Annotated in this window: 8 protein-coding genes; 3 read left to right on the forward strand and 5 right to left on the reverse strand. The window is 71.0% G+C overall.

What is annotated here, in order from left to right:
- Positions 1-60 precede the first annotated feature (60 nt).
- The 5 genes from DY240_RS31225 to DY240_RS31245 form a co-directional block, all read right to left on the reverse strand.
- Complete coding sequence (locus DY240_RS31225; RefSeq protein WP_119663538.1) at positions 61-2,025, reverse strand: DNA cytosine methyltransferase; 1,965 nt, start codon at positions 2,023-2,025, stop codon at positions 61-63.
- 75 nt (positions 2,026-2,100) lie between these two features.
- Positions 2,101-7,095: a methyltransferase domain-containing protein gene (locus DY240_RS31230; RefSeq protein ID WP_158603074.1), complete on the reverse strand. Its 4,995-nt coding sequence runs from the start codon at positions 7,093-7,095 to the stop codon at positions 2,101-2,103.
- The gene (locus DY240_RS31235; RefSeq protein WP_119663540.1) at positions 7,044-7,394 is read right to left on the reverse strand and encodes a TnpV protein; all 351 of its coding nucleotides are present in this window, start codon (positions 7,392-7,394) and stop codon (positions 7,044-7,046) included. The genes DY240_RS31230 and DY240_RS31235 overlap by 52 nt, the downstream gene beginning before the upstream one ends.
- A 139-nt stretch (positions 7,395-7,533) precedes the next feature.
- On the reverse strand, positions 7,534-8,295 hold the full coding sequence (locus DY240_RS31535; protein ID WP_147375603.1) for a MerR family transcriptional regulator: 762 nt from the start codon (positions 8,293-8,295) through the stop codon (positions 7,534-7,536).
- A 281-nt stretch (positions 8,296-8,576) separates the two neighbouring features.
- Complete coding sequence (locus DY240_RS31245) at positions 8,577-11,315, reverse strand: DUF5107 domain-containing protein (protein ID WP_119663542.1); 2,739 nt, start codon at positions 11,313-11,315, stop codon at positions 8,577-8,579.
- A gap of 208 nt (positions 11,316-11,523) precedes the next feature.
- Here DY240_RS31245 and DY240_RS31250 point away from each other — a divergent pair, with 208 nt between their 5' ends.
- From DY240_RS31250 to DY240_RS31260, 3 genes are all read left to right on the forward strand, one after another.
- The gene (locus DY240_RS31250; protein WP_119663543.1) at positions 11,524-12,288 is read left to right on the forward strand and encodes an IclR family transcriptional regulator; all 765 of its coding nucleotides are present in this window, start codon (positions 11,524-11,526) and stop codon (positions 12,286-12,288) included.
- A 359-nt stretch (positions 12,289-12,647) separates the two neighbouring features.
- A complete protein-coding gene (locus tag DY240_RS31255) occupies positions 12,648-13,739 on the forward strand; it encodes an Ldh family oxidoreductase (protein WP_158603075.1) in 1,092 nt (363 codons plus the stop codon).
- Between the two features lie 4 nt (positions 13,740-13,743).
- Positions 13,744-14,379, forward strand: a complete 636-nt coding sequence (locus DY240_RS31260; RefSeq protein ID WP_158603076.1) for a DJ-1/PfpI family protein — start codon at positions 13,744-13,746, stop codon at positions 14,377-14,379.
- The last annotated feature ends 76 nt before the right edge of the window (positions 14,380-14,455 follow it).

Consider the following 14,455-nt stretch of genomic DNA (forward strand, 5'->3'; position numbering starts at 1 on the left):
GGTGACTGTGTGGCAGTAGGGGTGGCCGCTACCGCGCACATCGGCGACAGGGGCCGGAGGTCAAAGGCCCAGGGCAGGTCCGGGGGTGCCGAGGTGCGTCCGGGGCCGGCGGGCGGGCGTGGCTGGCCGGGGGGCGTTCACCTCTTCTCTGGTGATTGCCTCCGCCACAGCGGCCATCAGGTCCCGCGCGGCTGGTGGGGTGACGGCGTTTCCGGCCATCCGGACTCGCTCCCGACGGTTGCCCTCCCATCGGTAGTTCTCGGGGAACGCCATGCCGGCGGCGACTTCGTGGGGCTCGAGCATCCGGAACATGCAGTCGTCCACCATGGCCTCGACGCGCTCGATGTCGCCCGAGGTCGGCCGGGCGTCCGGGTCGCGGGTGATGACCGACTGGTGACCGGCGGTGGTGAGGGTGCGGAGCACTTCGGACGGCGGGGTCATGTGCTCGCCGCCGTCGCCCCGGGAGCCGTTGTTCCGCATGACCAGGGCGTAGGCGTCGCGGGTGGTGAGCGCTCGCAGCGTCTCGTCCGTGGGGCGGGCGTCGTCGTTCCACGACCCGCCGGCGGGTGTGACGAGTGCATGCCGGTCGACCGTGGTGATGGTCGACAGCGCCTCGACGATCTCGCGGGCCTGGCCATTGCTGTAGTACGGCGCGAGCAGCGACATGTTCCCGGCGTTGGCCGTGAGGGTGCGCAACACCTCGTCAGGGATCGTCGTGTGCCGGGCAGGGTCGCCGCCGTCGACGCCGTAGTGGCGTGTGATCAGCGCATGGTGGTTGCCGGCAGCCGTCACCGTCGCCATGGGGTCGCTCGTCGAGCGTGCCCACGAGCCGCCGCCGCGCAGCTCGGCGATGAACGGCATCAGCGCCAGCGCCGTCTCGGCGCGGGTCGTCAGGGTCCGCAGCGGGTCGTCTGCGACCCGCGCGTCCTTACCGTCGCGGCCCTCGACGGGTACCACGAGCGCCTTGCTGGCCGTCGTGTGCAGCGTGCGCAGCACGTCCTCGACGGACCAGGTGCGCACGCCGGGGCGCCGCTCGAAGGTGTTTCCGGCCGCTTCGGCGATGAACGGCAGCCAATACTTGGCGATGCCGGCGGCGATGCGCGCGCGGGTCTTGTCGGCCAGCGGCTTGTCCCGGTCGCCGATGCGCTGCCCCTGGATGCTCCAGTCGATCGCGGCGGACGCGGGCAGCCAGCCGGGCTCGACGATGGTCCCGCAGGCGGCGTGGACGTACACGTACTGGGCTCGGTATCGGCCGACGTTCCTCCCGGGTTTCCACGCCTGCTGGGACTCCACGATGGCGTCGCAGGGTGGGCAGTACGCCTTCGGCCGCATGTACCTGTCGATGTCGGGGGCTCGTTCGCCTTTGCGCCAGCACACGACATACAGCCGGTCGCGGGACTGCGGCGCGGGGCTCCCGAGCGCCTGGGCGTGCATGCTGTTGAGGCTGACGACCTTGAACTGATAGCCGAGGTTCGAAAGATCCCGCCGCCAGATCCGCCACGCGTTGCGGTACTTCGCCTGAGTGGCGATGTCCACGACATTCTCGACGACCATGGCACGGTAGCGGTGATGTTCGGCGAACCGGAGCACATCGAACATCAGCAACCGGCTGCGGGTCGCGGCGTCATCGGACAGCGGGTCCTCGAACAGGCCGTCCTCGATCGCCGGGCGGGCGGCCGCTCCGGCTGCCTGCGACCATTTCGTGCACTCCGGTGAGGCCCACAGGATGTCGGTGCGCGCGAAGTTCCTTGGGTCGTCCTCGTGGAGGTCGACGTGTTTGTGCACGGTGTGGGGGTGGTTCGCGTTGTGGACGTCGAGGGCGAGCTTCCAGTGGTTGGCGGCCTCGATGACGCGGATTCCGGGGACGGCGACCATGCCGGTGGATGATCCGCCGCCGCCGCAGAACAGGTCGGTGACCGTGAGGTTGTACCCGGCGGTCGGGGCCGGCACGGCCAGCAGTGGGGCGATGGGCTGGCCGAACAGTTCCGCGATGTGCCGTCTGAGTTCGAGCGCGGTGGACTGCATACGGGTCTCCTGTGGCGCAGGAAGAGGTTGACTGTGTCGCTGGTAGGGGTGGCCCCGGCCGCGCACAGGGACTGGTCAGAGACCAAAGTCGGAGCCGGGCTGGCCGAGCTGTTGCCCGGGCGATCGCGGCGTGCTCGGCCTGCGGCCGAGCGGCTGGGACGGCGGCGGCTGGGCCTCCGGCGACGGTCCCGCCGCGACCTGGTCGGTCATGGCTTCGACGATCCGGTCGAGGGTCTCGCGGGCTTCTTGCAGCGCGGCGGCGTGTTTGAACGGCGCTTGCAGTGCGGTTTCGGCGGCCTGCTGCTCGTCGACGGCGTCGGCACGAAGCCGGTTGGTTTCGGCCAGGTCGGCCGGGATCGCGGCGACCCGGTTCTCCAGGATCCGCACGGTGCCGATGCCGTGGCCGTCGGTGATGGTGTCGACCGTCACGGACGCCTCGCTCAGCGGGACGTCCCGCAGCCGCAGCTCGACGCGTGCGGGCTGCCCGAGGCCGCTGCCCGGCGGCAGGTAGGTGGCTTCGATGATGTGCCCGGCGAGTTCGCCGAGGACGCCGAGGTCGGCCTGCCGGTAGGGGTTGCCCGGCAGGTGCTGGGTGGCCCAGCGCGCGATGCCGGCCGCCGCGTCGGTGCGTTTGGTGACCCGTGTGCCGTCGATGGTCATGGCGAAGGCGTCGCCGGCGACGGGGATGGTGCGTGCGATGGCGGCCTCGAGGATCGGCCGCTGCTGGTCGAGTTCGCGGATCCGGGCCGTAGCGAAGTCGCGTCGCTGGCGCAGATTGTCCTGCTGGCGGTGGTGGGCGCGGCGCAGCCGATCGAGGCGGGTGAATTCGGCCTGTGCGTTGGCGCGCTCCACCACCAGCGGGTCACCGGCCGCGAGGGCTTTCACTTCGGCGAAGGACAGGGCGTTGTCGCCGACGTCGTCGATGGCGCGCACGTCGAGCCGGCCGCGCATGATCTGGGCGATGAACTTCGCCTTGCGTTCGACGGTCTGCCAGAGGTAGCCGTCGAAGCTGCCCTCGGTGACGTACCGGTAGATCTGGATCTCGGCGTTCTGGTTGCCCTGGCGCTTGATCCGCCCGTCGCGCTGGGCCAGGTCGGCCGGCCGCCAGGGGCAGTCGACGTGGTGCAGCGCGACCGCCCGGGCCTGGACGTTGGTGCCGACCCCCATCTTCGCCGTCGACCCAAGCAGCACGGCGACATGCCCGGCACGCGCGGCGGCGAACAGCCGGGCCTTCTCGGTGTCGTTGTGGGCCTCGTGCATGAACCTGACCTGTTCGCGCGGCAGTCCGCGGCGTCCGAGCAGGTCGCGCAGTTCGTCGTAGGCGTTCCAGTCCTCCTGCGGGGTGCCGAGGTCGCAGAACACGATCTGCAGCGCGCCCGGCGCCGGCGAGGACTCCTCCGTGCCGGGGGTCAGGTACCGGGTGGTGCGGTGTTCGGCCCAGATCCTGGCGACGTTGTCGGCGACGACGTCGAGCTTCGTCGTGTCGGCGGGCGGGCGGTGGCCGGAGACCAGACGCATGTCCAATGCGGCTTTGCGGCCGTCGGTGCTGATCTTCAGCATGTTGTCGGTGCTGCTGTCGACCTGGCGGTTCTTCACTCGTTCCGCCCGCTCACCAAGATCAGCCACATAGGCGGTCAGGTCGCCCGACGGCGGCACCACGATCGTGACCGGTGCTCGTTGCCCGTCGTCGCGGCGGGCGAGTGGCGGTGCGGGCAGGTTGAGGTCCTCGGCGGTCTTGACGTCGGCGAAGACGTGCCACATGCGCAGCATCTCGGGGACGTTCTGGAACTTCGCGAACCGGGTCTGCAGCCGGTAGCCGCCGGCCGGGGCCATCTCGATCTCGGTGACGGTCTGCCCGAAGGTGGCCGCCCACGAGTCGAAGTCACCCACCCCGGCCTCGGCGAGGAGGTCCGGGCGCAGGAAGCGCTGCATCACGTGCGCCTCGGTGACCGAGTTGGCGATCGGGGTGGCGGTGGCGGCCGTGATGACGCGGTCCCCGTGCTGGTCGCGCAGGTACTCGGTTTTCATGTGCAGGTCGCTTGCGCGGCGGCTGCCCACGATGGCGGCGTCGCGGATGTTGGAGACCGTACGCAGGTTCTTGTAGTCGTGCATCTCATCGACTACCAGGTAGTCGATGCCGGTCTGCTCGAAATTGATGCCCGGATCGCGGGGGCCGTCCAGGCCTTCCTTCAGCCGCTCCTCCGCGGCCAGGACGGCCTTCTCGAGCCGTTTCACGCTCAGCCCGTAGGACTCGCGGGACTTGTCCAGCATCGCCCGCAGCGCGTCCATCTCGCGCTCCTGGTAGGCGGCCTCGACGTCGGCGGACACCGGGATGCGTTCGAACGCGCCGCGGGTCATGATGACCGCGTCCCAGTCGTTGGTGGCGCAGCGGGCGACGAACAACCGGCGCTGGTCGCCGCGCAGGTCATCGCTCGAGGCGGCGAGGATGCGGGCGGTCGGGTAGAGCTGCAGCCACTCCCGGGTGAACTGCTCGAGCATGTGGTTGGGCACGATCACGCAGGGTTTGCGGACCATGCCCAGGCGCCGCAGCTCCATCGCGCCCATCACCATCTCCGCGGTCTTGCCGGCGCCGACCTCGTGGAACAGCCCGACGGCGGGTTCGGCGAGCATCCGCGCCACCGCGGTGCGCTGGTGCTCGCGCGGGGTGAACGTGGCGGCCAGGCCCGGCAGGGTCAGCCGCTGCCCCTCGGCGGCGTAGTCGCGCAACACGATGGTGTTGAAGCGGTCGTTGTACTCCCGCTGCAGCCGTGCTGCGCGCTCGGGGTCCTCCCACACCCACTCGGCGAACCGTTCCTGCAGCAGGCCGGCCTTCTCCTGCGCGGCCGCGGTCTCGACCGGGTTGATCACCCGCCCGCCTTCCTCGATGTCGTCGGTGACCTGGATCGGACGCTGTTCCAGCGTCGCCTTCGCGATCGCCGTCGCGGGCATCCGCTCGGTGCCCCACTCCTGGCTGGCCGCGACCGACCACTTGTTCCCGCGTACCTCCCAGATGGCGCCACCGGGGTGTTCGACCTGGATGGAGGGATCGTTGAGCAGCTCGGACAGGAACTGCTCATGCGTGGCGGCGTCGATCCACGCCGCACCCAGCCGCGCCTCTATGTCCCCGGGGCCGAGGTCATCGGGCTGAACCCGGCGCAGCGCGGCCACGTTCACCGCGTACCGATCCGGGTCGGCCTCGGCGGCCGCGGTGGCGGCGGTGAGCTTCTGCCGGACATTGCCCGACAGGTACTCCGCCGCGGTGAGCAGCTGCTTGGTCTGCGGGTCGTCGTAGACGAGTTCGCCCAGCATGGTGCGGGCTTCGTCCTCGCCGACACCGAGCAGCCGGGCCACCTGCATCAGGTCGACGCGGCCGTGCGCGTCCAGCACCACGGCCAGCGCCTCCTGCGGGGTGTCCGCGCCCAGGACGGGTGCGCGGGGCGCGACCACGCGCTGCGTCATGATCGTGGCCGGGGTGGCGGTCTGGGAGGCGTCGTCGAACACCTCCAGGCCCTTCACCAGCGCCGCGAACGGGTCGGTGCGGAAGATCCGCATCACTGGCGGCGCGACACGCGACAGCCGCGGCTCCCCGGTGGCCGGGTCGACGCGGCCGGTCGCCCGGGTGGTGAATCGGTTGATCGGCCCGTACCGGTCCACGTAGCGGTGGTACTGGTCGGCGAGGTCCGCCCGCAGGGCGGCGATCTGCGCCGTGTCGTCGAGGTCGGCGGCCTCGGCCGTCAGCAGCGCCCGGGCGACGTCACGCAGCCCGAGCAGCGCCCGCAGCTCCCGCCGCTGGGTGGCCGGGACCGGGCGGTCCTCGAGCACGCCGTCGGCCACGACGCTGAACGTGTCGTCGTCGTTGGCGACCAGGTGCCCGTCCCACAGACCGTCCGGGGCCAGTGCCGCCGGCCGGGCCTCGCGCTGAGGGTCCGGCCGGCGCGGCGTCATTTGCAGGCCGTCGTTGCGGGCCGCCTCGGCGACGCCGGCGAGCGCCACGGCCAGGCGCGCCGGCGTCTGAGCGAGATCGGCGCGCACGTGCAGGGTCTGTGCCCCGTACATGCCGTGGCCGACGCCGAGGTCCCCGAGGATCCGCTCGGGGTAGTGATCGAAGTAGGAGTTCACCCGGACGATCGCGCCGTCGACCTTGCGGGCGGTGACGGTCTCCCACAGCGTCGACCGGGGCGGGGTGTCGGGGTCGCGGCGGCGGAACACCAGCAGGTCCGTCACCACGTCGGTGCCCGCCGCACGACGGTGCGCGCCGGACGGCAGCCGGACCGCGGCGACCAGGTCGGCGAGGGCGTTCATCTCCCGCCGCGCGGCCGGGTTCTGCGCGTCCAGAGTGAAATGGCTGGTCAGCACGGCGGCCTGCCCGCCCGGGCGGGTGAGGCCGAGGGACTTGATGATGAAGTGGTTGTGCAGAGCGTGGGCGCCGGCGTTGTGACGCGGGTCGTGCAGCCGGACGTCACCGAACGGGACGTTCCCGATGACGGCGTCGAAGTGCCCGTCAGGGAAGCGGGTGTCCGCGAACGACTCCGCCCGCACTTGCGCGCCCGGATACAGCGCGGCCGCGATCGCGGCGCTGGTCGGGTCCAGCTCCACACCAGTCACACGCGCCGCGGCGGGCGCCAGGCCGATGAACGTACCCGCGCCGCAGCCCGGCTCCAGCACCTCCCCGCCGGCGAACCCGAGGCCGGACAGTAGGTCCCACATCGGCTGGACGTAAGCCGGGTCGGTGTAGTGGGCGTTGATCGTCGTGCGGCGCGCCGCCGCGTACGCGGAGTCTCCGAGCGCCGCCCGCAGGTGCTCGCGCTCGGACCGCCACCCGGTGGCCTGCTCGTCGAACAGCTGCGGCACCGCGCCCCAGCTCGACCAGCGCGCCAGCACGCGGCGCTCCTCGTCGCTGGCCGGGCGCGCCTCCTGCTGGAGCAGCTGCAGCAACGCGATCGCGTCGAAGTTCGCCCGCACCCGCGCCCGGGCGCTCGACGGCGCGAGGTTGTCCTGGTGGGATGGCCGGAACGCCGCTACGTGGTCGGCTGGTCGTCGTCCTCGTTGGCCGCCCGATGGATGGCCCACAGGAGCTCGTCGGTCCGGCTCGGCGGATCCGGCTCGTCCGTCGAGGTCTCCAGCCACACCAGCTCGGACAGGGCCATCTCCTCGGCCTGCAGGCGGGTCATGTTCAGCCGGCCCACCTTCGCCAGGTAGTCCTCGCCCGGCACGTCCGCGCCCGCGAGCTGGTCCTGCAGCTCCTGCACCCGTGTCTCCACCTGCTGACCCAATGTCGAGAAGAACGCCGTCGGGTCCTCCAGCTCCGCCACCCGCTGCGGGGCGACCTGCTGCCAGTGCTCCATCGCCAGCCGGCCGTACCTGTTCATCGCGCTCACCCTCCGGATCTGCCCACAACGATTCCAGACTCAACTGCCCGTCGATCTGCTCTCTGCGGCGAGCCATCAGCCCTCACGTCCCTCTCAACCAGTCGGTTCGAGAGGGTGGTGGCCCCTGCCGCGCACAGACCTACGGCGCCGGACCGTCCCGCAGTCGGTACACCTCGTCGACGAGGTGCCGCAGGCGCCGTTCCGCGGCGGCCCGTAGCGCCGGATCCGGCGACTCCAACAGATCGACCAGACACGCCGCGGCTGGAGCCGGCCGTCCGGCGACCGGACCGCTCGCAGCACCGACCACATCCGAAACGACCCGCAGCCTGACCGGCCCGGTCGGCAGCGCATCGAGCCCATGGGCCGCGATCACGGTGCCCGCGTCGGCCTCTCGCACGTAGGCGTCGATCCCGCCACCGGGCCGGGCAGCGAGCGAGCCGGCCGTCGCCAGGCCGCGGGCACCGCCGATGCTCACCCTGCCATCACTGAGCAGGCGGTATGCGGCGGTCTCGGTGGCGGCGTAACGCCTGGTCAGCGCCCGGCCCGCGAGCCACGACCGCCACCGATCGACATCAGGCGCGCGCCGCAGGTTCTCCACCAGCCGGCGACGGGAACCTCCAACCATGCCAGCGGCCAGATCCGCTAGGGCTCTGACCGGCGGCAGGCGCTGGCCCGCGGCCAGAGCATCCACCGCAGTGATCACCCGCCACGCATGAGCAGGCGCCAATGGACGGCCGGGGCCAGGCGCAGAGGACTCCCGTTCTCGGATCGCCGTGGCGTCCACGAGCCACACCCCGGACACACGCTCGCCGGGCAAGGCACCCAAACGCAGGAGCTGACGCACCCGGGCCTCCGAACGACCCAGACGGCGCGCAGCCTCGCCCACGCCGATCAGCTCCATGCCACAATTCTTCCTTACGCAGAAGATTTACCGCACATCGCTCGGTGCGTGAGCAGCGAAGGCTCGCGGTTATTGCGGGGCTGGCGCGGGTCGGTCAGGCCGGTTTGCCCGAATATGTTGCTAGTGAGACCCATGTTCATCGGGCCCGATGATCGTATACCGCGCGGGCTCGGCGCTGGCGAACGCGGGAAGATCGCGCAGAGGCCGCGCCCCCGGAAACGATGCGGACGTCCCAGGGAACGCGGCCTCGACGAGTCGGCGTCGCGCGATGAGCTAGACGCTCATCGGCTCTCCTCCGCGGTCAGCAGCTCCTGCCGGCCGCCCGACACCCGCTCCAGCACCAGCCGGACGGTGGTCGCGTCGCCCGCGTCGGCCGTGAGCTTGGCCGATTCGTACTCGTCACTGCGGAAGACCTCGCGGGTCAGCACCTCACCCGTCGCGGCGTCGACCAGCGAGGCGCGGAACACCGCGTCGCGGCCGAGGTCGGTCGGGAAGACGTGGCCGCTCACCGTGCCGTCGCCGCCGAACGCGACGACCGCCGCGCCGTGCTCGTTGGCGTTGGTGATGCTGTAGAGGTCCTGCGTCGGGAGGAAGGTCTCGGTCCAGGACTTCGTCTCGCCCGGGCCGAGCACGTCCGGCAGGAAGAACCGGTCCGAGACCCCGCCCCACGGCTCGACGTACGGCCGCGCGGAGCTGCCCTTCGAGTACGGGTTGGTGTCGAAGGAGCTGTTGAAGCCCCAGGTCCAGAACTTCATGCCGCGCGTGGTGTCGTTGTCCGAGACCCGGACGACGCCGGCCTCGTTCTCGTGGTTGACCGCACCCCACCAGTCACCCTGCGGGTTGGCGGGCAGCTCCAGGCCGTACGCGATGCCGCCGGTCTGGCTGCCGGTCTGCCAGCGTGAGAGGTAGCGCATGTTGTCGAAGTACAGCTCGCGGCCGGCCTCGCTGTTCGCCGGGGCGTCGGGATTCACCCGGCGCTCGACGTCGGCCATCCAGGTGTAGGCGGAGTCGCGGCGCACCTTCTCAAGCGGGGTCAGGTGCTCCATGGTCGGGGAGCCGTCGTGCAGCTCCGCGCCCGGGCCGAGCGTGGTCAGCGTCCAGTACTCGTACTCCTTGGCCACGCCGTTCGGGTTGTGCAGCGACACGTCCATGTCGACGACCGGGCGGTCCTTGTAGACCGTGTAGCCGACCTCGATCTCGATGCCCGTGGCGCCGTAGCGGAACCGGCCGTCCTGACGGTGGTTGATCGTGTCGGTCTTCGTCATGGTGATCGTCACCTGGTCGTCGGTCTCGGTGATCTCGTAGTCCCACGGCAGGAACCAGTACTTGCCGTGCTCGGCCTCGGAGAACGTCGGCGCGATGCCGCCCCACACCATCAACCAGTTCGCGTAGAACGGCGAATTGTTGCCGTGCCCGTACGGGGTCCCGACGGGGTTCGCGTACAGCAGGTCGTGGCCGGTCGGCTTGTAGATCAGCGAGAGCAGCCGGGCGCCGTAGTCGGGCGTGAACGTCGCCTTGATGTACTTGTTCTCGACGACGATCGCGTCGACCTCCTCCTCGACCACGCGGTCGCTGACGTTCGCCGCGTCGACCCGGTAGTTCGGCACCGGAGTGTTCTGCGCGAACGTGTAGTCGTAGTGCGTGAACGTGGTCGACGCGTCCTCGTCGACCGTCAGGTAGTCGCGGTCGCGCGGGTCGTAGTCCGGGCCGCGGTCCGGCAGGCCGGCGGTCGGCGCGGTGAATTCCAGCGTCTCGGCCGCGGCGTTGGTGACGCCCGCGACGTCGGTGACGCTGCCGGCCAGCAGCGTGACCGCGCCCTCGGAGCCGCGCCGGAAGACGCTGCCCTCGGCCAGGCTGACCACGATGGTGCGCCGGTCCGCGAAGTACGCGGCGGTGTGCCGCAGCTCGCCGCTCAGGTCGCTCGGCTCGCCGGGCGTGCCGGACGGGTCCGCGTCGGCATCGGCGACGGTGCCGCTGATGTCGAGGATCGTCGCCAGCTCGTCGGCGGTCAGGCTGTCACCCGTCGTGCCGGTGCGCGGGGTCTCCAGCACCGGGCGGGCGCCGGTGGCGTTCGGCCGCCAGGTGGGCAGCGTCGCAAGCTCGGCGATCTTGTGGTCGAAGGTGACGGTCAGCTGCCGGCGGTCGTCGCTCACCTCGACGCTGTGCAGGCCGTTGGCGTGCGGCTGGCCGCTGCCGCTGAACGTGGTGGCACCGCCGACCAGGGCGACCGGGTCCACGCGGCCGGCGCTGGTGCGCAGCGCGGCGTTGACCTGGGTGCCGGTCGGATTGCCGAGCAGGGTCAGCGTGTGCTGCTGTCCGGCGGCGAGGTCGGCGTTCAGGTAGACGTCGAAGACCCGGGAGTCCGACCCCGGCACCTTCTCGACATACGTCGCCGCGACGCCGCCGACGGTGATGCGGCTCGGGTTGGTCGTGTAGGTGCGCGACGGCATCCCGGCCAGGATGCTCTGCGCGAACGTGACACGGACCAGGCGCGACGTGAGGGGCTGGACGCTCTCGACGGTGGCGAGCCCGGCGGCCGCTCCCGTTCCGGCGAACCCGAAGCGGGCGGTCTCGTCACCGGCCAGCGCGCTGCCGTCGGCGGCCCGGATGCGCAGCTCGTCGAAGGTCGAGCCGGCGCCGTCGAGCCACAGCTCGTACTCGCCTCCGGCCGTCAGGGTGGTCGTGGCCGGCAGGACGATCCGCAGCGTGTCCTGCTCCGGGGTGTCGACGGTGAAGACCTCGGCGCCGAGCGCCTGCAGGTCGGCCCCGTTCAGGGCGGCGTCGGGCTGACCGTCGGTGCCGCCGTCGACGTGGATAAAGGGCCGGACGGCGTTCGCGTTGGCCTCGACGTACTGACGGAGGCCCTCGTCCAGCGCGCGGTCGAAATCGATCTCGATGGTCTTGTCGTCCGGGGCGCTCACACCCTCGATCGACAGGCCCTCGTCGGCGCCGGCCGTCCGCGAGCTCGTCAGCGGGATCAGCGCCGCCAGAACGAGCAGGATGGCGAGACCGATCGACATCGACCTGCATCTGTGCAGCCGTACACCCGTGATCATCGGGCAACCTCCTACGTAGGACGTCGTCGTCTTTTGTGAGTGGTGGAGTGAAGCTGCGAGAACGTTCCCAAATACGAACAAAGTTCGTTATTATGGACGCGAACGTACTGCGATGATTCGACCCTCGTCAAGACACGGCGACGGGGCCCGAACGGACGGGGAGAGGAGAGCCATGCCCGGCTCCAAGGTCGTGCGGTCGGTCGACCGTGCGCTGGAAATCGTGGAACTGCTGGCCCGCAGTGAGCGGCCGCAGACGCTCGCGGAACTGTCGCACACCCTGGACATCCCCAAGAGCACCCTGCACGCGCTCCTCTGGACCCTGACCGGCCGCGGGTGGATCGAGTCCGACGAGGCGAGCGGCCGGTTCCGCATCGGGCTGCACGCCCTGCTGGTCGGCCGCTCCTACGTCGAGTCCGACAGCCTGATCGCCATGTCCGGCGCCGTCCTCGACCAGCTCGCCGCCGAGACCGGCGAGACCGTCCACATCGGCCGCCTCGACGGCACGTCGATCGTCTACCTGGACAAGCGCGAGTCGGTCCACCCGCTGCGGCTGTTCTCCGCCATCGGCCGGCACCTGCCCGCGTTCACCACCGCCCTCGGCAAGTCCATCCTCGCCGAACTCCCCGAGGACCAGCTCGAGGCGCAGCTCCCCCAGCCGCTCACCCGTCTGACGCCGCACACCATCACCGACCTGGGAGCGCTGCGGGCGGATCTGGCGCTGACGAGGGAGCGTGGGTACGCCGTCGACAACGAGGAGAACAGCGAGGGGATCAAGGGGTTCGCGGTGGCGCTGCGGACGTCGGAACCGCCGCACGACGCGTTGAGCTGCGCGATCCCGGTCGCCCGCATCCACGACGACACCGAGGAGACGGTGGTCGCCCGGCTCCGCGAGGCCGCCGACCGGATCCGCGGCCGGGTCTCCTCGCGCGCGTTCTGAGGCCGGCGAACCGGGGACTCCCAGCCCAGATGATCACGTTCACCACCGAATCCCGGGTCGCACCAGGCCTGCAACCGTGGTGAGGCTCGGGCACACCTGGTGATGACCCGCCGCGCAGCCGGAAAGCGGTTGCACGTCCTTCCCTGTCGCGTCCCAACCACGGACCCCGCCACCGTCCCCAGGAGCCCCCACCGAACCTTGACGGGCCGATCGGGCCGGTTGTAGCGTCGCCGCGCAGCATTTGGAACATTGTTCGCATTTAGGAACGTATGAGCGGGCTGGGCTCCGCAACGACGACCACGAACGCCGCTCCTGCCGCCGGTGCCCGGTCACGACTTCCGAGCCTCGTAGGAGCCCCGTTGAGCGACCAGCCCAGGCACTTCGACTACGCCGATCTGACGGCGTTCACCACCGCGGTCCTGCAGGCGGTCGGGTGTTCCGCCACCGAGGCCCGCCGCGTCGCCAAGTGCCTGGTCGAGGCGGACGCCCGCGGCCTGCCGTCGCACGGGCTGTTGCGGCTGCCGTTGTACGTGTCGTCGGTGGAGGCCGGCGGGATCGTGCCGGACGCACCGATGTCGTGGGCCCACGAGTACGGCGCGACGGCGACCCTCGACGCCGGGTTCGGGTTCGGGCACACCGCCATCGCCCTGGCGATCGACAAGGCGGGCGGCCTCGCGCGGACCTACGGGTGCGCCGTCGTCGGGGTGCGGCGCAGCACCCACTTCGGCATGGCCGCGCCCTGGGTGGAGCGGCTGGCCGCGCGCGGTATCGTGACGTTCGTGCTGTCGAACACGGGCCCGTCGATGGCACCGTTCGGCTCGGCCGAACCGCTGCTTGGCACCAACCCCATCTCCATCGGTTTCCCGGTCGACGGCCGGCCGCCGGTGGTGCTCGACATGGCCACGTCCGCCGGCGCGTTCGGGCGCATCGTCGCGGCGGCCAAGAACGGCGGCGAGATCCCCGAGGGCTGGGCGCTCGACGCCGCGGGAGCGCCGACCACCGACCCCGAGGCCGCCCTCAAGGGCGTGCTGCTGCCGTTCGGCGAGCACAAGGGATCCGGCCTGGCCATCGCCATCGAGCTGCTGGCCGCGGCGCTGCCGGGCGCGCTTCTCAGCCACCAGATCACCGACATCTGGGTCGACCCCGGATCACGCATGGGCACCGGGCACCTCGTCATCGCGATCCACCCCGGCAGCCTCACCGGCACGAACACCTACACCGAGCAGGCCACCGAGCTCGTCGACCGCGTGTCGACGAGCACCCTCGCCGCCGGCCACCCCGCCGTCCGGCTGCCCGGCGACGTCGAGCGGCACCAGTCCGATGCGGCGCACGAGGGCGGCGTCGCGCTGGCGGAGAGCACGACGGCCGACCTCGACCGGCTCGCGAGCCGGTTCTCGCTCACCCGCATCCAGCCCATCGACACCACTCACCGCAACGAGGCAAAGGAGTAGTCCAGTGGGGGCCCTGGAAGGCAGCAGCATCCTCTTCATCACCGCGCACGAGTTCGAAGACGTCGAGGTCCTGTACCCGCTGCTCAGGTTCAGCGAGGAGGGCGCCGCCATCACCATCACGTACCCACCGAAGGACATACCGGGGCACTTCTCGCCGCGCTCCTACGCCCCGGACAAGCCGATCACCGGCCGGTTCGGCACCACCATCCCGTTCGTTGTCCTCGAGGAGGGCAAGCGCTGGCGGCAGGCGCCCACGAGCGAGATCGACATCGCCGCGTTCGACGCCGTCTTCCTGCCCGGCGGGTTCGGGCCCGACGCCGTCCGGCTGCACACGCCGTCGCGGCGGCTGGTGGCCGAGGCCCACCGGGCCGGCAAGGTCGTCGCGTCGATCTGCCACGGCCCGCAGGTCATGATCTCGACCGACCTGCACGAGGGCACCGACCTCGTCCGCGGCCGCCGCTGCACCGCCTACGCCGCCGTGCAGGACGACCTGAAGAACGCCGGCGGCATCTTCGTCGACGAGCCGGCGGTGGTCGACGGGAACGTCGTCACCGGACGCGTCCCCGACGACCTGCCGGAGTTCTGCAAGGCGACCATCGAGCTGATCGCCCAGCGGGTGCGGGCGGCGGCCACCGCCTAGGGCGCGTCTCCTTATTGGCGTAGCCAGATGGTGACGGCGGCGAGCACGACGCCTCCGCGATAGGTGAGGGCGAGCT

Source organism: Jiangella rhizosphaerae (genome assembly GCF_003579925.1).
Taxonomy (GTDB): Bacteria; Actinomycetota; Actinomycetes; order Jiangellales; family Jiangellaceae; genus Jiangella; species Jiangella rhizosphaerae.

Coding starts and splice junctions, on each gene's coding strand:
- DY240_RS31225 (WP_119663538.1), bottom strand. CDS start 2,025: ATGCAGTCCACCGCGCTCGAACTCAGACGGCACATCGCGGAACTGTTC.
- DY240_RS31235 (WP_119663540.1), bottom strand. CDS start 7,394: ATGAACAGGTACGGCCGGCTGGCGATGGAGCACTGGCAGCAGGTCGCC.
- DY240_RS31535 (WP_147375603.1), bottom strand. CDS start 8,295: ATGGAGCTGATCGGCGTGGGCGAGGCTGCGCGCCGTCTGGGTCGTTCG.
- DY240_RS31245 (WP_119663542.1), bottom strand. CDS start 11,315: ATGTCGATCGGTCTCGCCATCCTGCTCGTTCTGGCGGCGCTGATCCCG.
- DY240_RS31250 (WP_119663543.1), top strand. CDS start 11,524: ATGCCCGGCTCCAAGGTCGTGCGGTCGGTCGACCGTGCGCTGGAAATC.